This window comes from Pseudomonas sp. S35, assembly GCF_009866765.1.
Lineage (GTDB): Bacteria > Pseudomonadota > Gammaproteobacteria > Pseudomonadales > Pseudomonadaceae > Aquipseudomonas.
Genome location: NZ_CP019431.1, coordinates 5176597 through 5201847 on the forward strand (window position 1 = coordinate 5176597; position 25251 = coordinate 5201847).

General features: G+C 59.1%; 25 protein-coding genes and 1 tRNA gene. 11 read left to right on the forward strand and 15 right to left on the reverse strand.

Going from position 1 to position 25251, the window contains the following annotated elements; all coding sequences use genetic code 11:
• From arcA to PspS35_RS23305, 11 genes are all read left to right on the forward strand, one after another.
• Positions 1-1257 (forward strand): arginine deiminase, encoded by a 1257-nt coding sequence (arcA, locus tag PspS35_RS23255; protein WP_159936962.1) that lies wholly within the window; start codon positions 1-3, stop codon positions 1255-1257.
• Positions 1258-1268: 11 nt separating this feature from the next.
• Positions 1269-2279 carry an ornithine carbamoyltransferase gene (locus PspS35_RS23260; RefSeq protein ID WP_159936963.1) on the forward strand — a complete coding sequence of 337 codons (1011 nt, stop codon included), beginning with the start codon at positions 1269-1271 and terminating at the stop codon, positions 2277-2279.
• A gap of 158 nt (positions 2280-2437) precedes the next feature.
• Complete coding sequence (arcC, locus tag PspS35_RS23265) at positions 2438-3367, forward strand: carbamate kinase (protein ID WP_159936964.1); 930 nt, start codon at positions 2438-2440, stop codon at positions 3365-3367.
• Positions 3368-3384: 17 nt separating this feature from the next.
• Positions 3385-3747 carry a DUF5064 family protein gene (locus tag PspS35_RS23270; RefSeq protein WP_159936965.1) on the forward strand — a complete coding sequence of 121 codons (363 nt, stop codon included), beginning with the start codon at positions 3385-3387 and terminating at the stop codon, positions 3745-3747.
• Positions 3748-3936: 189 nt separating this feature from the next.
• A complete protein-coding gene (locus PspS35_RS23275; RefSeq protein ID WP_159936966.1) occupies positions 3937-5445 on the forward strand; it encodes a sigma-54-dependent transcriptional regulator in 1509 nt (502 codons plus the stop codon).
• Positions 5446-5783: 338 nt separating this feature from the next.
• Positions 5784-6167: a glycine cleavage system protein GcvH gene (gene gcvH / locus PspS35_RS23280; RefSeq protein WP_005790845.1), complete on the forward strand. Its 384-nt coding sequence runs from the start codon at positions 5784-5786 to the stop codon at positions 6165-6167.
• A gap of 10 nt (positions 6168-6177) precedes the next feature.
• A complete protein-coding gene (gene gcvP / locus PspS35_RS23285) occupies positions 6178-9015 on the forward strand; it encodes an aminomethyl-transferring glycine dehydrogenase (protein WP_159936967.1) in 2838 nt (945 codons plus the stop codon).
• A gap of 92 nt (positions 9016-9107) precedes the next feature.
• A complete protein-coding gene (locus PspS35_RS23290) occupies positions 9108-10484 on the forward strand; it encodes an L-serine ammonia-lyase (protein WP_159936968.1) in 1377 nt (458 codons plus the stop codon).
• A gap of 39 nt (positions 10485-10523) precedes the next feature.
• Positions 10524-11648 carry a glycine cleavage system aminomethyltransferase GcvT gene (gene gcvT / locus PspS35_RS23295; RefSeq protein ID WP_159936969.1) on the forward strand — a complete coding sequence of 375 codons (1125 nt, stop codon included), beginning with the start codon at positions 10524-10526 and terminating at the stop codon, positions 11646-11648.
• A 392-nt stretch (positions 11649-12040) separates the two neighbouring features.
• Entirely contained in the window at positions 12041-12253 is a 213-nt protein-coding gene (locus PspS35_RS23300; protein WP_002552288.1) for a cold-shock protein, read from the forward strand.
• Between the two features lie 94 nt (positions 12254-12347).
• Positions 12348-12836, forward strand: a complete 489-nt coding sequence (locus tag PspS35_RS23305; protein ID WP_159936970.1) for an RDD family protein — start codon at positions 12348-12350, stop codon at positions 12834-12836.
• Positions 12837-12973: 137 nt separating this feature from the next.
• On the opposite strand, the gene nadA is transcribed toward PspS35_RS23305, so the two are convergent.
• The 15 genes from nadA to ruvA form a co-directional block, all read right to left on the reverse strand.
• Complete coding sequence (gene nadA, locus PspS35_RS23310) at positions 12974-14032, reverse strand: quinolinate synthase NadA (protein ID WP_159936971.1); 1059 nt, start codon at positions 14030-14032, stop codon at positions 12974-12976.
• A gap of 230 nt (positions 14033-14262) precedes the next feature.
• Positions 14263-14415, reverse strand: a complete 153-nt coding sequence (locus tag PspS35_RS23315) for a hypothetical protein (RefSeq protein WP_178123093.1) — start codon at positions 14413-14415, stop codon at positions 14263-14265.
• 72 nt (positions 14416-14487) lie between these two features.
• Positions 14488-15840 carry a hypothetical protein gene (locus PspS35_RS23320; RefSeq protein WP_159936972.1) on the reverse strand — a complete coding sequence of 451 codons (1353 nt, stop codon included), beginning with the start codon at positions 15838-15840 and terminating at the stop codon, positions 14488-14490.
• A gap of 548 nt (positions 15841-16388) precedes the next feature.
• Positions 16389-16464, reverse strand: a tRNA-Lys gene (locus tag PspS35_RS23325).
• 63 nt (positions 16465-16527) lie between these two features.
• Positions 16528-17205, reverse strand: a complete 678-nt coding sequence (gene queC / locus PspS35_RS23330) for a 7-cyano-7-deazaguanine synthase QueC (RefSeq protein ID WP_159936973.1) — start codon at positions 17203-17205, stop codon at positions 16528-16530.
• 1 nt (position 17206) lies between these two features.
• On the reverse strand, positions 17207-17854 hold the full coding sequence (gene queE / locus PspS35_RS23335) for a 7-carboxy-7-deazaguanine synthase QueE (protein ID WP_159936974.1): 648 nt from the start codon (positions 17852-17854) through the stop codon (positions 17207-17209).
• A 164-nt stretch (positions 17855-18018) separates the two neighbouring features.
• The gene (ybgF, locus tag PspS35_RS23340; protein WP_159936975.1) at positions 18019-18843 is read right to left on the reverse strand and encodes a tol-pal system protein YbgF; all 825 of its coding nucleotides are present in this window, start codon (positions 18841-18843) and stop codon (positions 18019-18021) included.
• 6 nt (positions 18844-18849) lie between these two features.
• The gene (gene pal / locus PspS35_RS23345; RefSeq protein ID WP_003209827.1) at positions 18850-19350 is read right to left on the reverse strand and encodes a peptidoglycan-associated lipoprotein Pal; all 501 of its coding nucleotides are present in this window, start codon (positions 19348-19350) and stop codon (positions 18850-18852) included.
• 55 nt (positions 19351-19405) lie between these two features.
• Entirely contained in the window at positions 19406-20686 is a 1281-nt protein-coding gene (tolB, locus tag PspS35_RS23350) for a Tol-Pal system beta propeller repeat protein TolB (RefSeq protein WP_174244834.1), read from the reverse strand.
• Positions 20687-20703: 17 nt separating this feature from the next.
• Positions 20704-21777 (reverse strand): cell envelope integrity protein TolA, encoded by a 1074-nt coding sequence (gene tolA, locus PspS35_RS23355; RefSeq protein ID WP_159936976.1) that lies wholly within the window; start codon positions 21775-21777, stop codon positions 20704-20706.
• Positions 21777-22229: a protein TolR gene (gene tolR / locus PspS35_RS23360; protein WP_160384999.1), complete on the reverse strand. Its 453-nt coding sequence runs from the start codon at positions 22227-22229 to the stop codon at positions 21777-21779. The genes tolA and tolR overlap by 1 nt, the downstream gene beginning before the upstream one ends.
• A 23-nt stretch (positions 22230-22252) precedes the next feature.
• Positions 22253-22948, reverse strand: a complete 696-nt coding sequence (gene tolQ / locus PspS35_RS23365) for a protein TolQ (protein ID WP_032890916.1) — start codon at positions 22946-22948, stop codon at positions 22253-22255.
• A gap of 1 nt (position 22949) precedes the next feature.
• Entirely contained in the window at positions 22950-23405 is a 456-nt protein-coding gene (gene ybgC, locus PspS35_RS23370; protein ID WP_032890914.1) for a tol-pal system-associated acyl-CoA thioesterase, read from the reverse strand.
• 139 nt (positions 23406-23544) lie between these two features.
• The gene (gene ruvB / locus PspS35_RS23375) at positions 23545-24603 is read right to left on the reverse strand and encodes a Holliday junction branch migration DNA helicase RuvB (RefSeq protein ID WP_003175801.1); all 1059 of its coding nucleotides are present in this window, start codon (positions 24601-24603) and stop codon (positions 23545-23547) included.
• Entirely contained in the window at positions 24604-25215 is a 612-nt protein-coding gene (ruvA, locus tag PspS35_RS23380; protein ID WP_003175802.1) for a Holliday junction branch migration protein RuvA, read from the reverse strand.
• Between the last annotated feature and the right edge of the window lie 36 nt (positions 25216-25251).

The window sequence follows — 25251 nt, forward strand, 5'->3', positions numbered from 1 at the left end:
ATGACCACGGAAAAAGTGAAGTACGGCGTACATTCCGAAGCCGGCAAACTGCGCAAAGTCATGGTGTGCTCCCCAGGCTTGGCCCACCAGCGGCTGACCCCCAACAACTGCGATGAACTGCTGTTCGATGACGTGCTGTGGGTGGCCCAGGCCAAGCGCGACCATTTCGACTTCGTGACCAAGATGCGCGAGCGGGATATTGATGTGCTGGAAATGCACAACCTGCTCACCGACATCGTGGCGAACCCTGAAGCCCTGGACTGGATCCTGGCGCGCAAGATCACCGCCAACCAGGTCGGCCTCGGCCTGGTCAATGAAGTGGGTTCGTGGCTGCGCAGCCTGGAGCCGCGCAAGGTCGCTGAATACCTGATCGGCGGCGTGTCGGCCGATGACCTGCCGACCAGCTTCGGCGGCAAGACCATCGAGATGTTCCGCGATTTCCTCGGGCATTCCAGCTTCATCCTGCCGCCGCTGCCCAACACCCAGTTCACCCGCGACACCACCTGCTGGATCTACGGTGGCGTCACCCTCAACCCGATGTACTGGCCGGCGCGCCGTCAGGAAACCCTGCTGACCACCGCCATCTACAAATTCCACCCTGAGTTCACCAACGCCGACTTCCAGGTCTGGTACGGCGACCCCGACCAGGAACACGGCAACGCCACCCTCGAAGGCGGCGACGTGATGCCCATCGGCAACGGCGTGGTACTGATCGGCATGGGCGAGCGTTCCTCGCGCCAAGCCATCGGCCAGCTTGCCCTCAACTTGTTCAAGCACAAGGCGGTGGAACGCGTGATCGTCGCCGGCCTGCCCAAATCCCGCGCCGCCATGCACCTGGACACGGTGTTCAGCTTCTGCGACCGCGACCTGGTAACGATCTTCCCGGAAGTGGTCAGCCAGATCGTCGCCTTCAGCCTGCGCCCTGACGAGAGCAAACCCGGCGGCATCGATGTGCGCCGCGAAGACGCGAGCTTCCTCGACGTGGTCGCCACCGCCCTCAAGCTCAAAACCCTGCGTGTGGTGGAAACCGGCGGCAACGCCTTCGCCGCCGAGCGCGAGCAGTGGGACGACGGCAACAACGTGGTGGCCGTGGAGCCAGGCGTGGTGATCGGCTACGACCGCAACACCTACACCAACACCCTGCTGCGCAAGGCCGGTGTGGAAGTCATCACCATCAGCGCCGGTGAACTCGGCCGTGGCCGTGGCGGCGGCCATTGCATGACCTGCCCGATCATCCGCGACCCAATCGACTATTAAGGAGATCCATCATGGCTTTCAACATGCGCAACCGCAGCCTGCTGTCGCTGATGCACCACACCACCCGCGAGCTGCACTACCTGCTGGACCTGTCCCGCGACCTCAAGCGCGCCAAATACACCGGCACCGAGCGGCCGCACCTCAAGGGCAAGAACATCGCGCTGATCTTCGAAAAAACCTCGACCCGCACCCGCTGCGCGTTCGAAGTGGCGGCCCATGACCAGGGCGCCCACGTCACCTACATCGACCCGGTGTCGTCGCAGATCGGCCACAAAGAAAGCATGAAAGACACCGCCCGCGTGCTCGGTCGGATGTTCGATGCCATTGAATACCGTGGCTTCGAGCAGGAAATCGTCGAAGAACTGGCCAAGTTCGCTGGCGTGCCGGTGTTCAACGGCCTGACTGCCGAATTCCACCCGACGCAAATGATCGCCGACACCCTGACCATGCGCGAACACAGCGACAAGCCACTGCATGACATCAGCTACGCCTACCTGGGCGACGCCCGCTACAACATGGGCAACTCGCTGCTGATGATCGGCGCCAAGCTCGGCATGGACGTGCGCATCGGCGCGCCGAAAGCCCTGTGGCCCCATGAAGACTTCATCAAGCAGTGCCAGGCGTTCGCCGACGAAAGCGGCGCGCGTATCACCATCACTGAAGACCCGAAAGAAGCGGTCAAGGGCGTGGACTTCATCCACACCGATATCTGGGTATCGATGGGTGAGCCGGTGCAAGCGTGGGACGAGCGTATCGAGCAACTGCTGCCGTACCAGGTCAACGCCAAGATGATGAAAGCCTCGGGCAACCCGCGCGTGAAGTTCATGCACTGCCTGCCGGCGTTCCATAACAGCGAAACCAAGGTCGGCAAGGACATCGCCGCGCGGTATCCGAACCTGGCCAATGGCGTGGAGGTGACTGAGGAAGTCTTCGAGTCGCCGGCCAACATCGCGTTCGAGCAAGCGGAAAACCGCATGCATACGATCAAGGCGATTCTGGTGTCGGCACTCGCGGATATATAAATCTTAAGTGTGAAACTCGGTCAATGTGGGAGCGGGCTTGCTCGCGAAAGCGGAGTGTCAGTTGATGCATCAGGTGGCTGATCCACCGCCTTCGCGAGCAAGCCCGCTCCCACATTTTGTGCAGTGTTCACAAAGCTGAATTCTAGAAGGATCGTTTTATGCGCATCGTCGTAGCTTTGGGCGGCAACGCCCTCCTGCGCCGTGGTGAACCCATGACGGCAGACAACCAACGCGCCAATATTCGCATCGCCACCGAACAGATCGCCAAGATCCACCCCGGCAACGAGTTGGTGATCGCCCACGGCAATGGCCCGCAGGTCGGCCTGCTGTCGTTGCAGGCAGCGGCCTACACCAGTGTCTCGCCTTACCCGCTGGACGTGCTGGGCGCCGAGACCGAAGGCATGATCGGCTACATCATCGAACAGGAACTGGGCAACCTGCTGGACTTTGAAGTGCCGTTCGCCACCCTGCTCACCCAGGTGGAAGTGGACGCCAAGGACCCGGCGTTCCAAAACCCCACCAAGCCCATCGGCCCGGTGTACTCCAAGGCCGAGGCTGAACAACTCGCCGCCGAAAAAGGCTGGGCCATCGCCCCGGACGGCGATAAATACCGCCGTGTCGTCGCCAGCCCACGCCCCAAACGCATCTTTGAAATCCGCCCGATCAAATGGCTGCTGGAAAAAAGCGCCATCGTGATCTGTGCCGGCGGTGGCGGCATCCCGACGATGTATGGCGAAGACGGCAAACTGCGCGGCATCGAAGCCGTCATCGACAAAGACCTGTGCTCATCGCTATTGGCCTCACAACTGAACGCCGACTTGCTGGTGATCGCCACCGACGTCAATGCCGCCTTTATCGACTTCGGCAAGCCGACCCAGAAGGCCATCGGCCAGGCCCATCCCGACGACATGGAAAAACTCGGCTTCGCCGCCGGCTCTATGGGGCCCAAGGTGCAAGCCGCCTGCGAGTTCGCCCGCCAGACTGGCAAAACCGCCGTCATCGGTTCACTCTCGGATATCGAAGCCATCGTCCAGGGCACTGCCGGCACGCGCATCAGCACGGCAACACCTGGCATCACCTACCTGTGAAGTAAGGAGATACGCCTATGGCCACCTTTGAACCCGGTCACCTGCATATCGAGCGACACGCGCTGAACAAGGACGACTACAGCTACAACCTGTGCATCGACTACGAAGTCAGCCAGGATCCAAAGGAGGGCAAGGGCATGCTGTTCAAGCTTCACGGCTCGGTGCAGGGCAAGGACCTCAAGGAGGAGTTCTACTTGCCCAAGGACCAGGCCTTCGACTTTGCGCGGCACGCGATGAACATCGCGCAGAAGTATGGAATGCCGAAGATCGCCACGCTCAACGGCCAGATGCACAAGCAGTACGACTTGATGTTCGAGGATGTGCGCCATCAACTGGATGTGAAATCCGGAGACCCGGTAAAACCCGAACATCTGGAATAACTCGGTCCACATGTGGGAGGGGGCTTGCCCCCGATGGCAGTGGATCAGTGACCTTTCTATCAACTGACACACCGCTATCGGGGGCAAGCCCCCTCCCACATTTTGATCTCCATCACCTGTCAGATTTCACCTGCGCCCCGCTCCAAGGCATACTTGCCGCCTCTCGCTCTGCAGAATTGCCAGCACCCCATGCGTATCCACGTCAGCTTCATCGACCGCGTCGGCATCACCCAGGAAGTCCTGGCCTTACTCGGCGGGCGCAATCTCAACCTGGATGCGGTGGAAATGGTGCCGCCCAATGTCTATATCGACGCGCCGACGCTGAGCGCCAACGTGCTCGAAGAACTGCGCGACGCGCTGTTCAGCGTGCACGGCGTGCAGGCGGTGACCGTGGTGGACATCCTCCCCGGTCAACGCCGCCACCTGCAACTCGACGCCCTGCTGGCCGCGATGACCGACCCGGTGCTGGCCCTGGACAGCGCGGGCAAGATCCTGCTGGCCAACCCTGCATTGATCGCCCTGTACGGGCGCGAACCGGCCGGGGAGAGCATCGCCGAGTTGTTCAACGACCCGGCGCTGCTCGATACCTTGTTGGAAAACGGCTTCCGCCTGCCCCTGCGCGAGATCAGCGTCAACGGCCAGACCTTGCTGCTGGACGCCACGCCGATCACCGACGCCGGCGCCCTGCTCACCCTGTACCAACCCAATCGCATTGGTGAACAACTGTCGGCGCTGCACCACGACCATGCCGAAGGCTTTGATGCGCTGCTCGGCGAATCGCCGGTGATCCGCACCCTCAAGGCACGGGCGCAACGGGTCGCTGCGCTGGATGCGCCGTTGCTGATCCAGGGCGAAACCGGCACCGGCAAAGAACTGGTGGCCCGCGCCTGCCACGCCATCAGTGCACGCCACAGTGCGCCGTTCCTGGCCTTGAACTGCGCGGCGTTGCCGGAGAACCTCGCTGAGAGTGAGTTGTTCGGTTACGCACCGGGCGCGTTCACCGGCGCCCAGCGCGGCGGTAAGCCGGGGCTGATGGAGTTGGCCAACCAGGGCACGGTGTTCCTTGATGAGATCGGCGAGATGTCGCCGTATTTGCAGGCCAAGCTGCTGCGTTTTTTGAATGACGGCAGCTTTCGCCGGGTCGGTGGTGACCGTGAAGTGAAGGTCAATGTGCGCATCCTCAGCGCGACCCACCGCGACCTGGAAAAGATGGTCAGCGAAGGCACCTTCCGCGAAGACCTGTTCTACCGCCTCAATGTGCTCAACGTCGAAGTACCGCCCCTGCGCGAACGCGGCCAGGACATCCTGCTGCTGGCGCGCTATTTCATGCAGCAGGCCTGCGCGCAGATCCAGCGCCCGGTATGCCGCCTGGCGCCAGGCACTTACCCGGCGTTGCTGGGCAACCGCTGGCCCGGCAATGTGCGCCAGTTGCAGAACGTGATCTTCCGCGCCGCCGCCATCTGCGAAGGCAGCCTGGTGGACATCGGCGACCTGGACATCGCCGGCACCTCCGTCGCCCGCCAGAGCGACGGCGAAGTCGACAGCCTGGAACAGGCCGTGGAAGACTTCGAGCGCAGCCTGCTGGAAAAGCTCTACGTCAGCTACCCCTCGACCCGCCAACTGGCCAACCGCCTGCAAACCTCCCATACGGCCATCGCCCATCGCCTGCGCAAGTACGGCATCCCCAACAAGCTTTGAATACTGGACAATGTGGGAGGGGCAAGCCCCGTCACACATTTGCAAAGCATTTCAAGTTTTGGTCTGAGAACGACATCCGCTGTCCTGAAATCGCTACAGCGTAACGATATCGCTACAGCCCTGCTTTTTACGCGCCATGCAAGGCTTTGATCCACATAGGCTTTTTTTAACGCACCGCGCTGTATCGAATTCGCTACAGCCTCTGCGCATAACCTCATAACCAATTTTATCAAGCCATTGATTTATAAGGACTTAATGACATTGGCCGCGATCTTGCTATGCAACTCCCCATTATTCCAATCCCGTCCACCAGACGAATCTGGCCCTGAGGAGTTTCCATGAGCGAGTTGCGTTTCACTGAAGATCACGAATGGCTGCGCGCCGAAGCCGATGGCAGCGTCACCGTGGGGATCACCGCTTTTGCGCAAAACGCGCTGGGTGATGTGGTTTTCGTGCAACTGCCTGAGCTGCAGGCCTACGACAAGGGCGCTGAAGCGTCCACCGTTGAGTCGGTAAAAGCCGCCAGCGGTGTGTACATGCCGTTGGACGGTGAAGTCCTCGAAGTGAACGACAAGCTCGATGGCAGCCCGGAGTTGGTCAACGAAGACCCGATGGGCGAAGGCTGGTTCTTCCGCTTTAAACCGGCCGATGCCGACGCAGTGGCTAAGCTGTTGGATCAGGATGCGTACGACCGCCTGATCAAAGCCAACGCTGAAGCCTGAGGAGCGCGCCATGACTGTTAATTTGAGCACCGCCAACGAATTCATTGCCCGCCACATCGGCCCGCGCCACGAAGACGAGCAACAGATGCTCGCCAGCCTCGGCTTTGACTCCCTCGAAGCCCTCAGTGCCAGCGTGATCCCGGAAAGCATCAAGGGCACCAGCGTGCTCGGCCTGGAAGACGGCTTGAGCGAAGCCGAGGCCCTGGCCAAGATCAAGGCCATCGCGAGCCAGAACCAACTGTTCAAGACGTACATCGGCCAGGGCTACTACAACTGCCACACGCCGTCGCCGATCTTGCGCAACCTGCTGGAAAACCCGGCCTGGTACACCGCCTACACCCCGTACCAGCCAGAGATTTCCCAAGGCCGCCTGGAAGCGCTGCTGAACTTCCAGACCCTGATCAGCGACCTCACCGGCCTGCCGATCGCCAACGCCTCGCTGTTGGACGAAGCCACTGCCGCTGCCGAAGCCATGACGTTCTGCAAGCGCCTGAGCAAGAACAAAGGCAGCAACGCCTTCTTCGCCTCGATCCACAGCCACCCGCAGACCCTCGACGTGCTGCGCACCCGTGCCGAACCGTTGGGCATTGATGTGGTGGTGGGCGATGAGCGCGAGCTGACCGACGTGAGCGCGTTCTTCGGCGCCCTGCTGCAATACCCGGCCAGCAACGGTGACGTGTTCGACTACCGCGACCTGACCGAACGCTTCCACGCTGCCAATGCCCTGGTGGCCGTGGCCGCCGACCTGCTGGCCTTGACCCTGCTGACCCCACCGGGTGAGTTCGGTGCCGACGTGGCCATCGGCAGTGCACAACGCTTTGGCGTACCGCTGGGCTTTGGCGGCCCGCATGCGGCGTACTTCTCCACCAAGGATGCGTTCAAGCGCGACATGCCGGGCCGTCTGGTCGGTGTGTCCGTCGACCGTTTCGGCAAGCCGGCCCTGCGCCTGGCCATGCAGACCCGCGAGCAACATATCCGCCGCGAGAAAGCCACGTCGAACATCTGCACCGCCCAGGTGCTGCTGGCCAACATCGCCAGCATGTATGCCGTGTATCACGGCCCAAAAGGCCTGACCCAGATCGCCCAGCGCATTCACCAGTTGGCCGCGATCCTGGCCAAAGGCCTGACGACCCTGGGCTTGAAGGTCGAGCAGGAACACTTCTTCGACACCCTCACACTCAACACCGGCGCCAACACCGCCGCCCTGCACGACAAGGCCCGCGCCCAGCGCATCAACCTGCGCGTGGTGGATGCCGAGCGCGTTGGCCTGTCGGTGGATGAAACCACCACCCCAGCCGATATCGAAACCCTGTGGTCGATCTTCGCCGACGGCAAGGCTCTGCCCGCCTTCGCCGCCACTGAAAGCGCGCTGCCAGCCGCGTTGCTGCGCCAGTCGCCGATCCTCAGCCACCCGGTGTTCAACCGCTACCACTCGGAAACCGAGCTGATGCGCTACCTGCGCAAGCTGGCCGACAAGGACCTGGCGCTGGACCGCACCATGATCCCGTTGGGCTCGTGCACCATGAAACTCAACGCCGCCAGTGAAATGATCCCAGTGACCTGGGCCGAATTCGGTGCCCTGCACCCGTTCGCCCCAGCCGCACAGAGCGCCGGCTACCTGCAACTGACGTCGGACCTGGAAGCCATGCTCTGCGCGGCCACCGGTTATGACGCGATCTCGCTGCAACCCAACGCGGGCTCCCAAGGTGAATACGCCGGCCTGCTGGCCATTCGTGCCTATCACCAGAGCCGTGGCGAAGAGCGCCGCGACATCTGCCTGATCCCGTCGTCGGCCCACGGCACCAACCCGGCCACTGCCAACATGGCCGGCATGCGCGTCGTCGTGACCGCCTGCGATGCCCGCGGCAACGTGGACATCGAAGACCTGCGCGCCAAGGCCATCGAGCACCGCGAGCACCTCGCCGCGCTGATGATCACCTACCCGTCCACCCACGGCGTGTTCGAGGAAGGCATCCGCGAAATCTGCGGGATCATCCACGACAACGGCGGCCAGGTGTATATCGACGGCGCCAACATGAACGCGATGGTCGGCCTGTGCGCACCGGGCAAGTTCGGCGGCGACGTGTCCCACCTGAACCTGCACAAGACCTTCTGCATCCCTCACGGCGGTGGCGGCCCGGGCGTTGGCCCGATCGGCGTCAAATCCCATCTCACCCCATTCCTGCCGGGCCATGCGGCCATGGAACGCAAGGAAGGCGCGGTCTGCGCGGCACCGTTCGGCAGCGCGAGCATTCTGCCGATCACCTGGATGTACATCAGCATGATGGGCGGCGCGGGCCTCAAGCGCGCCTCGCAGTTGGCGATCCTGAATGCCAACTACATCTCCCGTCGCCTGGAGGAGCACTACCCTGTGCTCTATACCGGCAGCAACGGCTTGGTGGCGCATGAGTGCATCCTCGACCTGCGGCCACTCAAAGACAGCAGCGGCATCAGCGTGGATGACGTGGCCAAGCGCCTGATCGACTTCGGCTTCCATGCCCCGACCATGTCGTTCCCAGTGGCCGGCACCTTGATGATCGAGCCGACCGAAAGTGAATCCAAGGAAGAACTGGACCGCTTCTGTGACGCCATGATCGCCATCCGCTGCGAGATCCGCGCAGTGGAAAACGGCACCCTGGACAAGGATGACAACCCATTGAAGAACGCCCCGCACACGGCGGCGGAACTGGTGGGCGAATGGAGCCACCCATACAGCCGCGAACAGGCGGTGTATCCGGTTGCGTCGTTGATCGAAGGCAAGTACTGGCCGCCGGTTGGCCGGGTCGACAACGTGTTTGGCGACCGCAACCTGGTCTGCGCCTGCCCGTCGATCGAGAGCTACGCCTGATCCGTCTGGCTGAACGCGGTCAAAAAATGTGGGAGGGGCAAGCCCCCTCCCGCATTTGACCACCTCAATAATAAGAAACCGGAGAACCACTCATGTCTTTAAGCGTGTTCGACCTGTTCAAGATTGGCATCGGCCCCTCCAGTTCCCACACCGTCGGCCCGATGCGCGCCGCCGCTCGATTCGTCGAAGGGCTCAAGCGCGACAACCTGCTGACCACCACCTGCAACATCAAGGTGGAACTCTATGGTTCGCTGGGCGCCACCGGCAAAGGCCACGGCAGCGACAAAGCCGTGCTGCTGGGCCTGGAAGGCGAACACCCGGACACCGTGAACACTGAAACCGTCGCCGCACGTCTCTTGGAGATACGCAGTAACGGGCGCTTGAACCTGCTCGGCGAACACCGCATTGCATTCAATGAGAAAGAACACCTGGCGATGATTCGCAAACCCCTCGCCTACCATCCCAACGGCATGATTTTTCGGGCCTTCGATGCCGCGGGCATCCAGGTGCGCAGCCGCGAATACTACTCGGTAGGCGGCGGTTTTGTGGTGGATGAAGACGCCGCCGGCGCCGACCGGATTGTCGAAGACGCGACACCGCTGACCTTCCCCTTCAAGCACGCCAAGGACTTGCTCGGCCATTGCACCACCTACGGGCTGTCGATCAGCCAGGTGATGCTGACCAATGAAAGTGCCTGGCGCCCGGAAGCCGAAACCCGCGCCGGCTTGCTGAAGATCTGGCAGGTGATGCAGGACTGCGTGGATGCCGGATGCCGCAATGAAGGGATCTTGCCCGGCGGCTTGAAGGTAAAACGCCGCGCTGCCGCGTTGCATCGCCAACTGTGCAAACACCCTGAATCAGCCCTGCGCGATCCGTTGTCGGTACTCGACTGGGTCAACCTGTATGCACTGGCGGTCAACGAAGAAAACGCCAACGGCGGGCGTGTGGTCACGGCGCCCACCAACGGTGCGGCCGGGATCATTCCGGCGGTGCTGCACTACTACATGCGCTTTATCCCCGGCGCGAACGAAGACGGCGTAGTGCGTTTCCTGCTCACCGCCGCCGCCATCGGGATTTTGTACAAGGAAAACGCATCGATCTCGGGCGCCGAAGTCGGCTGCCAGGGCGAAGTCGGCGTGGCCTGTTCCATGGCCGCAGGCGCCCTGTGCGAAGTGTTGGGCGGCAGCGTGTCCCAAGTCGAAAACGCTGCCGAAATCGGTATGGAACACAACCTCGGCCTGACCTGCGACCCGATTGGCGGGCTGGTCCAAGTGCCGTGCATCGAGCGCAATGCGATGGGCTCGGTGAAGGCCATCAATGCGGTGCGCATGGCTTTGCGCGGCGACGGGCAGCATTTCGTCTCGCTGGATAAGGTCATCCGCACCATGCGCCAGACCGGCGCCGATATGAAAAGCAAATACAAGGAAACCGCCCGTGGCGGTTTGGCGGTCAACATTATCGAGTGCTGACGCCCAAAGGCGCGCCAGCACGTTTTTCAGGAGCTGAATATGTCCACCGAAACCCTGTTGAAAACCCCACTGCACGCCCTGCACATCGAGTTGGGTGCACGCATGGTGCCCTTCGCCGGCTACGACATGCCAGTGCAATACCCGCTGGGCGTGATGAAGGAACACCTGCACACCCGTGAACAGGCCGGGTTGTTTGACGTGTCCCATATGGGCCAGATCCGCCTGACGGGCGCCAATGCCGCCAAGGCCCTGGAAACCCTGGTGCCGGTCGACATCATCGACCTGCCCGTGGGCATGCAACGCTACGCCATGTTCACCAACGAGCAAGGCGGCATCCTCGACGACCTGATGGTTGCCAACCTGGGTAACGACGAATTGTTCCTGGTGGTAAACGCCGCCTGCAAGGACCAGGACCTCGCGCACCTGCGCAAACATATCGGCGAGCAGTGCAGCATCGAACCGCTGTTCGAAGAGCGCGCCCTGCTCGCCCTGCAAGGCCCGGCGGCGGTGCAGGTGCTGGCGCGCCTGGCGCCGGAAGTGACCAAGATGACCTTTATGCAGTTCGCCTCCCTGCGCCTGCTGGGCGTGGACTGCTACGTCAGCCGCTCCGGTTATACCGGTGAAGATGGCTTTGAAATCTCCGTACCTGCCGCGAATGCCGAAAGCCTGGCGCGCAGCCTGCTGGCCGAGAGCGAAGTACAAGCCATCGGCCTGGGCGCCCGCGACTCCCTGCGCCTGGAAGCCGGCCTGTGCCTGTATGGCCATGACATGAACACCGAGACCACGCCGATTGAAGCCAGCCTGCTGTGGGCGATCTCCAAGACCCGTCGTGCCGATGGCGCGCGTGCGGGTGGCTTCCCAGGTGCCGACCGAATCTTTACCCAACAGCAGACCGGTGTGAGTCGCAAGCGCGTGGGTCTGTTACCCCAGGAACGCACCCCAGTGCGCGAAGGCGCAGAGATTGTCGACGAGCACGGCACGGTGATCGGCAGCGTCTGCAGCGGCGGCTTTGGCCCAAGCCTCGGCGGCCCGTTGGCTATGGGTTACCTGGACAGCGCGTTCACTGCACTGGATACCGAAGTGTCTGCGTTGGTGCGTGGGAAAAAGGTGCTTCTGCGTGTAAGTAAAATGCCATTCGTGCCACAGCGTTACTACCGTGGCTGATTGACTGTTCCTGTAAGTAACGCGGTTGCGTTAACGTGCACTAACCTGTAACGCAACCGCCATAAAACAGTGCATTTTCGATAGTCATCGTTATAGGGATATCGCTATAACAAGTGAATAAATCTATCGAATAAGTCCGCCCCACATTATTCAACGAAGTGTCATGAGGCCGAGCAAAACCTGGGGTTTTTCGGGGCTTGTTTTTTCTCTATTAGTTGGCGTAGAGTTTGCCCACTGTGTTTGCATGGGTCGCTTGGAACCTGGACCTGGGCAGTAGCTGAAATAGTTACGCTACAACCCGTTCGACGTCTCTTACTTTCCTGCAACCCAGCCCAGTACTCTTTCATGTGAAAGGGGCTGTCATTAATTTATAGCGTCAAGGAAATAAGAAAATGGCTGATCGTCAGAGCGGTACCGTCAAGTGGTTTAACGACGAAAAAGGGTTTGGTTTTATCACTCCAGAAAGCGGTCCGGATCTGTTCGTGCATTTCCGCGCTATTCAGGGCAACGGTTTCAAGAGCCTCAAAGAAGGCCAGAAAGTGACGTTCGTTGCGGTGCAGGGCCAAAAAGGCATGCAGGCTGACGAAGTTCAAGCAGAAGCTTGATCCTTGCTGCGACAAAAAGCCCCTGACATGACATCAGGGGCTTTTTTATGGGCGCGATTCCGTAAAATGCGTTTTTTCCTCAGAGAATCCTGCCATGCCCAAACCCCTGTTGAGCCCCCAAGGCGAGTTCCCCGCCGTTGGCCTGGGCCGCCGCCTGGCAGCGATGTTCTATGACTTCCTGTTGTGCACCGCCCTGCTGATCGTCACTGCGTTTATCTACAAGCTGGTGTGGATGGCGTTCTTGGGCGAAGCCAAGATGCGCACCCTCACCGAGTCCGGCGCCTTGGACGGCGACCCGTTGCTGTCGACGATTCTGTTCTTTGTGTTGTTCGGCTTCTTCGCCAAGTTCTGGACCCATTCCGGGCAGACCCTGGGCATGCAGGTGTGGGGCGTACGCGTGCAGAACGCCGACGGTTCGCGCATCAGCCTGTGGCAGGCGCTTCTGCGCTTCGTGGTGTCGATTGCGTCGTGGTTGTGCGTGGGGCTGGGGTTTATCTGGGCGTTGTTCGACAAGCACAAACGCGGCTGGCATGACATCTACTCAAACACGCAGTTGGTGCGCATCCCGAAGCAGAAAAAGTAACCCCAGGAACACTGAAGATCCAAATGTGGGAGGGGGGGCTTGCCCCGATGGCAGTGGTTCAGTCAATGCACCTGTGACTGTCACACCGCTATCGGGGGCAAGCCCTCTCCCACATTTGGACTGTATTCACAGCTGGCTCAGGCGTTGCCGGCCAGCTTCAAACGCGCAGCCTGGGTAAAGTCCAACATACGCTTGAGCGGGCGCACGGCGTGAGGAATCACCGAAGGCTCGACGAAGATCTCGTTGCTGCCCTCACGCAGGCACTGCAACGTGCGTTCCAGCGTGTTCATCGCCATCCACGGGCAATGCGCGCAACTGCGGCACGCTGCGCCGTTGCCGGCCGTAGGGGCTTCGACGAAGACCTTGTCCGGGCACAGCTGCTGCATCTTGTAGAAGATGCCGCGGTCGGTGGCGACGATAAAGGTCTTGTTCGGCAGACGCTGTGCCGCTGCAATCAGCTGGCTGGTGGAACCCACCGCGTCGGCCAGTTCGATCACCGACGTCGGCGATTCCGGGTGCACCAGGATCGCCGCGTCCGGGTACAGCGCCTTCATGTCTTCCAACTGCTTGGACTTGAACTCTTCGTGGACAATGCACGCACCGTCCCACAGCAGCATGTCCGCACCGGTCTGGCGCTGGATGTAGGTGCCCAAGTGTTTGTCCGGGCCCCAAATGATGGTCTCGCCGTTGTCCATCAGGCTTTCGACGATTTCCAGCGCGCAGCTGGAGGTCACCACCCAATCGGCCCGGGCCTTGACCGCCGCCGAAGTGTTGGCGTACACCACCACGGTACGCTCGGGATGCTGGTCGCAGAAGGCCGAGAACTCATCCACCGGGCAGCCAAGGTCCAGGGAGCAGGTGGCTTCCAGGGTCGGCATGAGGATGCGTTTTTCGGGGGTGAGGATCTTGGCGGTCTCGCCCATGAAACGTACACCGGCGACCAATACGGTCTTGGCCGGGTGCGCGGCGCCGAAGCGGGCCATCTCAAGGGAGTCGGAGACACAGCCGCCGGTTTCTTCAGCCAGGGCCTGGATCACCGGGTCACAGTAGAAGTGGGCGACCAGCACCGCGTCCTGAGCTTTGAGCTCGGCGGCGATGGCGGCGCGCAGGCTCGCCTCTTCATCGGCGCTGAGGGGCTTGGGCTGCTTGGCGTCGAGGTGGGCTTGAACCAGTAGGCGTTCGGAAATGTGCGTCATGTTCGCAAGACCTGCAGGCGCAGTTGCGCGAAAGTCGAGTGTACCACCGGCTCTGGAGCCTTTCGGGCGCCGCCGGACGAAGTGATTGTGTTCATCAAGCACGGGTGAAGCTGCGCAAGGCTACAGAATATCCAATGGTTTCAAAAGCCTAATCTGGCATTTGCGAGTGCATGTATCGGACAAAAAAGCGAACCGCCGGACTTGGAGTTTCGCGTTATTTACAACCGCTGTCAGTGTGTCAGTGCAGAAGGCGCTTGCTGCAACATGACCGATACATGCATGTTCGCCAGGGCATCGGTCAAGGTGGACTCCAGCACCACCAGGTCGTGGCGCTGGGTCGAGGCAGCCTTGGGCACAACACGCTCGTCCACCAGTTTGCCCATGACGTACTTCTGCGTGCGGGTGTTCTGGCAGTCCTCCTGCGAAACGGGCGCGCAGGTCGGTCTGAGGGACTGTCAGCCTGGGGCACCAGAGCGGACAAAGTTACGTATATGACCATCGCCCGTATGAGCACTGACATCCTTATCCAGCTTACTTAGAGCGGCAGTCACTGCCTTCGGTTCATCCGGTCGATTGATATGCGGCGTATAGATTGGAACTTCCTGCGAAATCAAATAAGCACTGCCTGGAATTTTTTTTGCTACCAAAGGCAATAACTCATCCCCACCTTGCTCTTTAGCCTTATCTAACAACGACCGCCCCAAGGGAAGTTTCCAAGGCTGCATATCGTAATACGGCACCTTTCCTGTCAGCGACAAAAATTCTCCCAGAGATTGATCACCGCTCGCCATACCCGAATGAGAAAGACTCACAAAATCCAGAAAAATATTCTTTGGCAAAAAATCAACAAGCACAATATTCACATTCCGCCGCCCCTGACCGACAATATCTTTCTCCAAGGAAAGCCTATGCTCGCGAGTGTCCGCAACGTAAATTTTTACATTGGAGTAAAGCGAAGGAAAATCATAAACATTTTCCTCTTGGTAGTTCAATACCTCATCCACACCAGCAACGAGCTTCTTCTCCATTTGCTTATCAAGCTTGCGCAACACCATTATATAGTTGACATCACGCTCATCACCCACGCTATCAGCCAGGGTATTATTAATAAAAACTTTCGAATTTGAAACTGCATCATCCGAACTAATATAAGCCAAATTATAATTGGCGTTAGCATGCAACGAAAAATTATAGCCATCCAACAGTTTACCCAACTCACGGGATACACGATCCTTGATCATTTGCACCGTGTGCTTATCAACGGGGAGATAACCGATGGCCCCTTGGGAAAACCCTAGCTTTTTTGACTCTACCACTTGAAAACCCAACGCCTTCAACATTCCCTCACGCTCGGGCAAACCTAAGGAAGGATCGCTGACCGTTCTATCCATTTCCTCAACCAGCATGACATCTTGCAATTTAAAGTTATAGGTATCACGAATATCTTGAAGTTTTTTTCGCAACACCTCGGTTGGTAGGATACCAACAGGCGACACGATAAACATTGGATTATTCAAGTCTCCAATAGTGTGCGCCCCAGCAAGACTAGGATTGCGATGAGGTAACTCTTTAGAGGCATCTGCCACACTGACAGGAACAACTGTAACCCTACAACCTTCCTCCAGCGCTATATTGCCAATTTTATTCGCCAACTCATGATCACCACCCCCGGCACAATACGGGTTTATCACAACAATATCCCGACCACGGATTGACTCTTTACACAATTCCGATACATCCAAACCAGCATTACACTTTGCGCCAGATATTGTATTGAGCACTGGCGCAACATAAAGCTCCGACTTCATTCGATCACCTATCGTTAATCAAAGTTCAGGCATAGTCCACCACATGACATAAAAAATAAAACACCAATTTGTTACTACTTGAGATAATAATCACATAAATCTCAAAGTGCCGTACATATCGCCACGAAAACTTTGCCACTGCAAAACTACGGAAGAGTATCTTAATAAAACAAGGCCTCATCAGTAGTGAAAATCGGAAGCAGCAACCCTCCTCACCCTCTACAACCACAATGATTACCCGGACACCTAAAAACCAAAGCACGACTCCGTGACGCAACAGGCATCAGCAAGCGCAATTACTTTGACGCTAGAATAGTTTCTAAGTCGCTTGGACGCCGATACTTATGAAGCAATAGAAAAATCTGACGCACTTTATGGATTTTACGTAAAGCCAACACTGCGTTCAGCCTCAGACGGCTGCATGCCTGACAGGTTGAATCGGCTTTTGCGAAACCTTCCAGCCCCGTACCTTCACCAAATCGCGGGCAAAAAAAAACCCGGAAATCCTCACTTGCGTGGGCCTTCCGGATTTTCTAAACCGCCAAAAATGGTGGGTCGTGTGGGATTCGAACCTACGACCAATTGGTTAAAAGCCAACTGCTCTACCAACTGAGCTAACGACCCGCTGTGTTGTGGCGCGTATAATACTGATTTCTAAGGATTATTCAACACCTTATTTGAAATAAATCAGAAATAACGCGTCGGGTCCGTAATTCCGGCCATTTGGAAGCCTTCTGCACGCAGTCGGCAGCTGTCGCATTTCCCACACGCACGGCCGTTATCGTCCGCCTGATAGCAGGAAACGGTCAGCGCATAATCGACGCCAAGGCCTACGCCAGCCTTCACGATATCGGCCTTGCTCATGTTTTGCAGCGGCGCCTGGATACGAAACCCCTGCCCTTCTACGCTGGCCTTGGTCGCCAGGTTGGCCATGCGTTCGAAGGCTTCGACGAACTCCGGGCGGCAGTCCGGGTAGCCGGAATAATCCAGTGCGTTGACGCCGATAAAGATATCGCGGGCATTCAGCACTTCGGCCCAGCCAAGGGCCAGGGACAGGAACACGGTGTTGCGTGCCGGCACGTAAGTAACCGGGATGCCTGGCGTGGGTGCCTCTGGCAGGTCGATGGAGCTATCGGTCAAGGCCGAACCACCCATGCCGCCTAAGTTCAGGCCAATCACCTTATGCTCGGCGACACCAAGGTCGTGGGCAACACGCGCAGCGGCGTTCAACTCGGCGCGATGGCGCTGGCCATAGTCGAAGCTCATGGTGTAGCAACTGTAGCCTTGCGCTCGGACCATGGCGACCAACGTGGCGGAGTCGAGACCACCGGACAGCAGGATGACTGCACGCTTCTGATCCGTCATCTCAGCGCCCCGGCTCGTCGTTCCACAGGTATTTATGCAGCTGCAACTGCAAGCGCACGGGCAAATTGTCGGCAACCACCCAGTCGGCCAGGTCGCGTGCGTTCAGGTCATGGTGGCTGGGGGAGAACAGCACTTCACCGGCGCGGCGATCAAGGCCGTACTGGATCAGCTTGGAGTTGGCCCAGTCGTAATCCTCACGGGAACAGATGACGAACTTGACCTGATCGTTGGGCGTCAGCAGGTCGATATTCTCGTACAGGTTGCGGTGTGCTTCCTTGGAGCCTGGGGTCTTGAGGTCGACCACTCGGCTTACACGCGGGTCTACCGCAGAGATATCCAAGGCGCCGCTGGTTTCCAGGGACACCTCGTAACCGGCGTCACACAACTGCTTGAGCAAAGGAATGGCGTTGGGCTGGGCCAGGGGTTCGCCACCGGTCACACAGACGTAGCGCGGCCGGTAGCCGGCAACCTGTTCAAGGATGTCTTCGAGGGTACGCACGGTGCCGCCACTGAAGGCGTAGGCGCTGTCGCAGTATTGGCAACGCAGGGGACAGCCGGTCAGGCGCACAAATACGGTGGGCAGGCCAGCGGTGCGCGTTTCACCCTGTAACGAGTAAAAAACTTCGGTGATGCGTAATGTGTCTTGCATAGTCGCCACGGGCGTAACAGCTAAACAGGCTGTCCGCCTCCGTCAGGCACTTCAAGGAACCCCGCCAACGCGTAGGCCCCAGGAAGCGGGTGTCATAAAAGGGCGTGGATTCTAACGAAAAAACCCGCGCCAGGCGCGGGTTTCTTCTAAACGGGCAGCGTCGCTTACAAGCGCTGCAGATCCCGTTGAGCCAACTGTGCTGCAGAAGTGCCCGGATATTGGGCAACGACCTGCTGCAGAATGCCTTTGACCTTGTCGGCATGACCCAGGCGGCGTTCTACATCAGCGAGTTTGTACAGCGAGTCCGGCACCTTGGCGTGCTTGGGGTACAGCTGGCTGACCTTGGCAAATGCCTGGCCTGCCCCCTGCAGATCACCCTTTGCCAGGTTCACCTCACCCAGCCAGTACTGGGCGTTGCCCGCGTACTGGCTGTTTGGGTAACGGCCCAGGAATGCGGTAAAGGCCTTGCTGGCCTTGTCGAAATCCTTGGCTTTGATCAGGTCGAAGGCTGCATCGTAATACAGCTTTTCCTTCGCCGGATCACCCGGTTCGCTGCTGGCGGCAGGGGCTGCGGCCCCTGCTGCTGCACCACCGGCAGCGGCGCTTGGCGCGCCACCGGCAGAAGAATTATCAGGAGTAGCGGCAGGTGTAACACCGGCTCCTATACGTCGATCAAGATCCTGGTAACGCTCCAGGCCTTCTTGCTTGAGCTGACGCACTTCATTCTGCAGAACTTCAATGGTGCCTTGTTGCTGCGCCAATTGATCCTGCATGCGTTGCAGCTGGTTGAACAGTTCGCCCTGTGCCGAGGGAGCGGACGTAGCCGCCCCCCCAGCATAGGCGCCGTTCGTGCCATAACCTGCTGGCGGATAGCTGCTCCCGCTATTGTTATAGCCAGAATTGCTATCTTCCACAGGAACCGCAGCCCACACCGCAAGCGGTGCGAAGCTGAGAGCCAATACAGTTAGAGCACGACGGCACGTTCGCATGACGAATTACTTACGCAGTTCGACGCGACGGTTTTGAGCCCAGGACTGCTCGTCGTGGCCAGTAGCAACTGGACGCTCTTTACCGTAGGAAACCAGTTCCAGTTGGCCTGGAGCAACACCTTGCAGTACCAGGTAGCGCTGAACGGCTTTCGCACGACGCTCGCCCAGTGCCATGTTGTACTCGCGAGTACCACGTTCGTCGGTGTTACCTTCCAGAACAACGCGAGCGCCGTTAGCTTTCAGGTCCTTCGCGTGAACGTCCAGAGCGCGCATGGCTTCTGGTTTCAGGTCCGAACTGTCGTATTCGAAGTAGAAAGTGGTGATAGCGCGCAGAGCAGCTTCTTCGCTCAGGGAGCCGTCAACTGCACCAGTGTTAGCGCCGTAACCAGCGTTTGGATCAACAGCTGCGCCTTCACCGGCATTGTCGCCGCCTTTAGACGAGCAACCAACGGCTACGGACAGAGCCAGAGCCAGAGCAGCAAACTTACCAAACTTCAGCATTTCCATCGTGAAACTCCTAATGAACCCCAGTGTGTTAAGTACTTCTTTTTGTAGCGCCGCGTCAGTTCAGGTAAGGGGACCAGGACGGTTCTCTGACTTCGCCTTGAGCGGTAGGAAGCGGGAGCCTTACGCGTCCGTTAATGGACACGAGCATCAAGACTCCCCGGCCCTGCTGGCGGGTGGCGTAGATTACCATGGTGCCGTTGGGCGCAACAGTAGCTGACTCATCAAGGTTGGTATCTGTGAGGATTTTTACGGTTCCGCGCTGCAAATCCTGGGCCGCAACCCGGAAATTAGTGAAACCATCCTGACGGTGAATCATCACCAACGTCTTTTCATCAGCCGAAAGCTTAGGGTTGGCGTTGTAGTTACCAATAAAGGTCACTCGTTCCGCGCCGCCACCACTAACGCTCGATTTGTAGATTTGTGGCTTGCCGCCCCGGTCAGAGGTGAAATAGATGGTTGAACCATCCTTGCCCCAGAACGGTTCAGTGTTGATGCCCGGGCCACTGGTCACGCGGTTGATCTGGCGCGAAGCCATGTTCATCACGTAGATATCCGGGTTGCCGTCTTTAGACAGTACAAAAGCCAGGCGCGAACCATCCGGCGACCAGGCTGGCGCACCGTTGAGGCCTTCGAAGTTTGTGATCTGCTCACGACGGCCAGTATCGATGTGCTGGACGAAGATACGCGGACGCTTCTGTTCGAAAGACACGTAGGCAATACGCTTGCCGTCCGGCGCAAAGCGCGGCGACAGGATTGGCTCACGCGATTGCAGCAAGGTCACCGCGCGTGCACCGTCGTAGTCCGAGCGCTGCAAGGTGTAGCGCGTGTTATCCACAGAAAAACGCTCAGCCGTTACATAAAGCAGGCGTGTCGAGAACGCCCCCTTGATGCCGGTGAGTTTTTCAAACGACTGGTCCGAGATGTAGTGGGCCATGTCCCGCAGTTGTTCGGTGGTGCCCGAAACGCTGCCGGTCAGGACCTGCTGCTCGGTCGCGACGTTGAACAAGGTGTATTGGATTTGCAGACGACCGCCGGCCGGCACGATGTTGCCGACCATCAGGTACTGCGCGCCCACCGCTTTCCAGTCACGGAACACGACTTCGCTGGCCTGGTTCGGCTGGCTGATCATGTTGCCCTTTGGAATCGGCGCGTAGTAGCCGGAGTTGCGCAGGTCGTCGCTGACGATCTGGGCCATGTCGTCCGGCAACACGCTGCCGCCCTGCCAACCGAACGGTACAACCGCGATCGGGGTGGCCCGGTCGCTACCGCTGGTTACCAGGATGTTTTTTTCATCCGCCGCCGCTATCCCTGCCATACAGCAAATAACGACAAGCATTCCTCGAAGAAGGTTTCTCACAAGGCTAGATCCTCAGGTGTGAATGTCATCTTGAATGAACGATAGGGAGCGAAGTCGCTTGGTTTCATTCCCTGCATCTCGGTCAACCGGCCAATGTTCTTGACCGCGGCAACCGCCGAACTGTCGAACGAACCGTCACCACTGGACTTGGCCACACTGACCGAGGTCACCGTACCGTCCGGCAACATGCCGATCTGCAGCACTACTGTCATGCCTTTGCGTGCCGAAGGTGGACGTGTCCAGCCTTCTGCTGCCCGTGCCCGAATCAGGTCGTCGAAACTGCCCGCGACTTCATCGCCACGCTCATCGGCCAAGGCTTGCTGACGCTGCGGCGTGTCGGAGAGCAAATCTGCCAAGGCCTGGGCCTTTTTCTCTTCGGCGGATTTGCGCGCTGCTTCCTGGGCCTTTTTCTTGGTGGCGTCGGCGGCAGCTTTCTTCTTCGCGTCGTCGGCGATTTTCTTCTTCGCCTCGTCTGCTTCAGCTTTTTTCTTGGCGTCTTCGGCGGCTTTCTTCTTCGCGTCTTCGACAATCTTTTTCTTGGCGTCTTCAGCGGCCTGTTTCTTGGCCTCTTCTTCGGCAGCTTTTTTCGCTTCTTCTTCAGATTTCTTCTTGGCTATATCAGCCAATTGTTTCTCTTCAGCCTTTTTAGCTTCGGCAGCTTTCTCGGACTTCTTGGCTTCATCAGCCTTTTTCGCCTCGTCAGCCTTCTTCGCTTCGTCAGCCTTTTTCGATTCCTCGGCCTTTTGAGCCGCCTCTTCTTTCTTTTGTTCCGCAGCAGCCTTCACCGCTTCCTGCTCGACCTTCTTCTGTTCCATCTGCTCGACTTCAGTCTGGCGCGCAGCCGACTTCTGGGCCTCACCCGCAATCTTCTGATTGGTCTGGGTGGTGGCCTGACTTTTCGATTTCAGCTGATACAGGGTCGCCTGCACGATCGGCTTGGCTGGCGGCAGGTCCGGGGTCATGGCAAAGCTGACGAACAGCATGCCAAACACCAGGACGTGCAGGGCAATTGCCCAGACGCTAGGCCAGAAGTAACTTTCCGAGGCGGACGGCTCTCGCTGTTGCTGCATCAGGGCGCCTCGGTAATCAAGCCAACGTTACCGACGCCGGCCTTCTGCAGCCCGCCCATGGCGCCCATGACGGAGCCATAGTCGACCGACTTGTCACCGCGAATGAACACCTGGGTGTGCTTGCCACCTTCGTTACCGGAGCGAATGATCTTGGTCACGGCATCAGTCATCGCCGGCAGGGTCAGGGCCTTGTCCTGCTGCTTCTGAGTGTCGACTTCGCTGCCAAGGTTCCAATAATAGGTCTTGTCAGCCTTGATCGAGATGGTCAGCACCTGGGTGTTGTTGTCCTGGGGCAAGGCTTCGCTGGAAACCTTGGGCAGATCAACCTTCACGCCCTGGTTGAGCATCGGCGCGGTCACCATGAAGATCACCAGCAGCACCAGCATCACGTCGATGTAAGGCACTACGTTCATCTCGGCGACCGGCTTGCGCTTGGTTCGAGCTCGAGTGATTAAAGCCATCGGGGAGTACCTGCTTATTCTTCGCTGGTGTGCACTTTACGGTGCAGGATCGCCTGGAATTCATCGGCGAAGGTGTAGTAACGGCCAATCAGGTTTTCGCCGCGAGCGGCAAAACGGTTGTAGGCGATTACTGCGGGGATAGCGGCGAACAGGCCAATCGCGGTGGCGATCAGGGCTTCGGCGATACCCGGGGCCACAGTGGCCAAGGTAGCTTGCTGGGCCTGGGCCAGGCCGCGGAAGGAGTTCATGATCCCCCAAACGGTACCGAACAGGCCGATATACGGGCTGACGGAGCCTACGGTGGCAAGGAACGGCAGGCTTTGCTCAAGCTTCTCTTCTTCGCGGGAGATGGCGACGCGCATGGCGCGGGCCACGCCTTCCATCACCGCTTCCGGATCAACACCCGGTTGTTGGCGCAGACGGGAGAACTCCTTGAAGCCGGCACGGAAGATCTGCTCGACGCCCGAGTCCGGGTCCGGGTTGCTGCCGGCCTGGCGATACAGCTTGGACAGGTCGATACCGGACCAGAAGCGCTCTTCAAAGCTCTCCAGGGCACGTCGACCGGCACGCAGCAGGTTGCTGCGCTGAAAAATCATGACCCAAGAGGTAACCGATGCGGCTACCAGGATCAGCATCACCAGTTGAACCACAACACTGGCATTGCTGACCAGGCTCCACATGGAGGAATGGTCGACGACGGTAGGTTCCACGCTAAATCTCCTGCTTTGATTGTTTACCCGCGCCGCTCACGGCGGCAAAGGCCGCACGTAGAGTTTCGGGAATGGCCCGAGGTTTCAAACTGTTGGTGCGCACACACGCCACCAGGAACTGCCCCTCACAGAGCAGCGTTGCATCCGTTGCCCGCCTGACCTGCTGCTTGAAACGCAGGCTGGCACGGTTCAATTCGATTACTTCAGCGCTGACCAGCAGCTCGTCGTCCAGTCGCGCCGGAGCGTGATAACGCGCCTCGCTGGAATGCACGACGAATAACAGGTCCTCCCCTGCCAGCTGGGATTGGGCAAAGCCCAGCTCCCGTAGCCGCTCGGTTCGAGCCCGCTCCATGAACTTGAGGTAGTTGACGTAATAAACGATGCCGCCAGCATCGGTGTCCTCGTAATAAACGCGACAACGATGTGCGAACGACTGATCCCCGTTTTGCGCGCGCATACTCTAGTGCTTACTCCTCAGGTTGCCAATCCGGCTGGGCAACTGTTTTTTCGTTGTACGAAACATTTCTACTGACTGAATGACGACACCAGCCACTAGGACAGCACAAACCTCGGATAAATCGTCTGGCGTGAAGCTTTTAATCGTCCACTGCATCAAGGAATTCGTCTACTACAGGCATCTCGCCCAATCGTGACGGAATGTTTAACCCGAAGTGCAGATAGGCGTGGCGTGTGACTACTCGCCCCCTCGGGGTACGCATTATGTAACCTTGTTGGATCAGATACGGCTCCAGCACATCCTCGATGGTGTGGCGCTCTTCACTGATGGCCGCAGCCAGGCTGTCGACGCCCACCGGGCCACCGTCGAATTTTTCGATCATGGTCAAGAGTAGACGTCGATCCTGGTGATCGAAGCCATGCTCGTCCACGTCCAACAGGTTCAGGGCCAGGTCAGCCACGGCCTTGGTGATATGCCCCTTGGCCCGCACTTCGGCAAAATCACGCACGCGGCGCAACAAACGGTTGGCGATCCGTGGCGTGCCACGGGCCCGGCGCGCAATCTCAAACGCACCTTCCGGGTCCAGCGGCAAGCCGAGGATGCTCGCCGAACGACTGACGATCGTCGCCAGGTCCGCCGTGCTATAGAACTCCAGACGTTGAACAATGCCGAAACGGTCTCGCAATGGGTTGGTCAGCATGCCCGCACGGGTGGTCGCGCCCACTAGCGTGAACGGCGGCAGGTCGAGCTTGATCGAGCGCGCCGCCGGGCCTTCGCCGATCATGATGTCGAGCTGGAAGTCTTCCATCGCCGGGTACAGCACTTCCTCGACGATGGGCGACAGCCGGTGGATTTCATCGATAAACAATACGTCGTGAGGTTCAAGGTTGGTCAGCAGCGCCGCCAAGTCACCTGGACGCTCCAGCACCGGGCCGGAGGTGGACTTGATCGACACGCCCATTTCCTGGGCAATGATGTTGGCCAGGGTGGTTTTACCCAACCCCGGCGGGCCGAAGATCAGCGTGTGGTCCAGGGACTCACTGCGCCCGCGCGCGGCCTGGATAAACAACTCCATCTGCTCACGCACGGTGGGCTGGCCGATGTAGTCGGCCAGGCTCAGGGGGCGGATGGCCCGGTCCTGGACTTCTTCACGGTCACGCGGGCCGGTGGCCGCAATCAGACGGTCAGCTTCTATCACTTAAATCATTCCCTTCAGGGCACGGCGGATCATGTCTTCACTGCTCAGGTTCTTGTCCTTGATGGCTGACACCGCCTTGCTGGCTTCCTGCGGCTTGTAGCCCAGAGAGATCAGCGCGCTGACCGCATCACTTTCGGCGCTCGCCACCTGGCCCGCCGGCATGTCCGGCTGGTTCGGCACCAGGGCGAACATGCTCGGGACGACTTCCCAGGCCTTGAAGCGGTCCTTGAGTTCCACCAGCAGGCGCTCGGCGGTTTTCTTGCCGACACCCGGCACCTTGGTCAGGGCCGAAGTGTCCTGGGCTGAAACAGCCCGCACCAACTCGTCCACTTCCAGGCTCGACATCAACGCCAGCGCCAGTTTCGGCCCTACGCCATTGAGGCGGATCAATTCGCGAAAGAAGTCGCGGTCGCGCTTGCCAATGAAACCATAGAGCAATTGCGCATCTTCGCGCACCACCAAATGGGTGTGCAGTGTTATCGGCTCACCGACCGATGGTAGGCGGTACAGGGTGGTCATGGGCACTTCCAGCTCATACCCCAACCCGTTTACATCCAGAATCAGGTGCGGCGGCTGTTTCTCAGCCAGGGTGCCGCGCAAGCGTCCAATCACGGTTCAGATCCTTAAAGCTTGAGGGTCAGATCATAG

Excerpts from the sequence above, each read along its gene's own strand:
- gcvH (WP_005790845.1), top strand. The coding sequence starts at position 5,784 with ATGAGCGAGTTGCGTTTCACTGAAGATCACGAATGGCTGCGCGCCGAA.
- PspS35_RS23305 (WP_159936970.1), top strand. The coding sequence starts at position 12,348 with ATGCCCAAACCCCTGTTGAGCCCCCAAGGCGAGTTCCCCGCCGTTGGC.
- ybgF (WP_159936975.1), bottom strand. The coding sequence starts at position 18,843 with ATGCGAACGTGCCGTCGTGCTCTAACTGTATTGGCTCTCAGCTTCGCA.
- PspS35_RS23300 (WP_002552288.1), top strand. The coding sequence starts at position 12,041 with ATGGCTGATCGTCAGAGCGGTACCGTCAAGTGGTTTAACGACGAAAAA.
- ybgC (WP_032890914.1), bottom strand. The coding sequence starts at position 23,405 with ATGCGCGCGCAAAACGGGGATCAGTCGTTCGCACATCGTTGTCGCGTT.
- tolB (WP_174244834.1), bottom strand. The coding sequence starts at position 20,686 with ATGCTTGTCGTTATTTGCTGTATGGCAGGGATAGCGGCGGCGGATGAA.
- PspS35_RS23290 (WP_159936968.1), top strand. The coding sequence starts at position 9,108 with ATGTCTTTAAGCGTGTTCGACCTGTTCAAGATTGGCATCGGCCCCTCC.
- tolA (WP_159936976.1), bottom strand. The coding sequence starts at position 21,777 with ATGCAGCAACAGCGAGAGCCGTCCGCCTCGGAAAGTTACTTCTGGCCT.
- queC (WP_159936973.1), bottom strand. The coding sequence starts at position 17,205 with ATGACGGATCAGAAGCGTGCAGTCATCCTGCTGTCCGGTGGTCTCGAC.
- pal (WP_003209827.1), bottom strand. The coding sequence starts at position 19,350 with ATGGAAATGCTGAAGTTTGGTAAGTTTGCTGCTCTGGCTCTGGCTCTG.
- PspS35_RS23320 (WP_159936972.1), bottom strand. The coding sequence starts at position 15,840 with ATGAAGTCGGAGCTTTATGTTGCGCCAGTGCTCAATACAATATCTGGC.
- queE (WP_159936974.1), bottom strand. The coding sequence starts at position 17,854 with ATGCAAGACACATTACGCATCACCGAAGTTTTTTACTCGTTACAGGGT.
- PspS35_RS23275 (WP_159936966.1), top strand. The coding sequence starts at position 3,937 with ATGCGTATCCACGTCAGCTTCATCGACCGCGTCGGCATCACCCAGGAA.
- PspS35_RS23270 (WP_159936965.1), top strand. The coding sequence starts at position 3,385 with ATGGCCACCTTTGAACCCGGTCACCTGCATATCGAGCGACACGCGCTG.
- gcvT (WP_159936969.1), top strand. The coding sequence starts at position 10,524 with ATGTCCACCGAAACCCTGTTGAAAACCCCACTGCACGCCCTGCACATC.
- PspS35_RS23315 (WP_178123093.1), bottom strand. The coding sequence starts at position 14,415 with ATGGGCAAACTGGTGGACGAGCGTGTTGTGCCCAAGGCTGCCTCGACC.
- PspS35_RS23260 (WP_159936963.1), top strand. The coding sequence starts at position 1,269 with ATGGCTTTCAACATGCGCAACCGCAGCCTGCTGTCGCTGATGCACCAC.
- arcC (WP_159936964.1), top strand. The coding sequence starts at position 2,438 with ATGCGCATCGTCGTAGCTTTGGGCGGCAACGCCCTCCTGCGCCGTGGT.
- nadA (WP_159936971.1), bottom strand. The coding sequence starts at position 14,032 with ATGACGCACATTTCCGAACGCCTACTGGTTCAAGCCCACCTCGACGCC.
- gcvP (WP_159936967.1), top strand. The coding sequence starts at position 6,178 with ATGACTGTTAATTTGAGCACCGCCAACGAATTCATTGCCCGCCACATC.
- arcA (WP_159936962.1), top strand. The coding sequence starts at position 1 with ATGACCACGGAAAAAGTGAAGTACGGCGTACATTCCGAAGCCGGCAAA.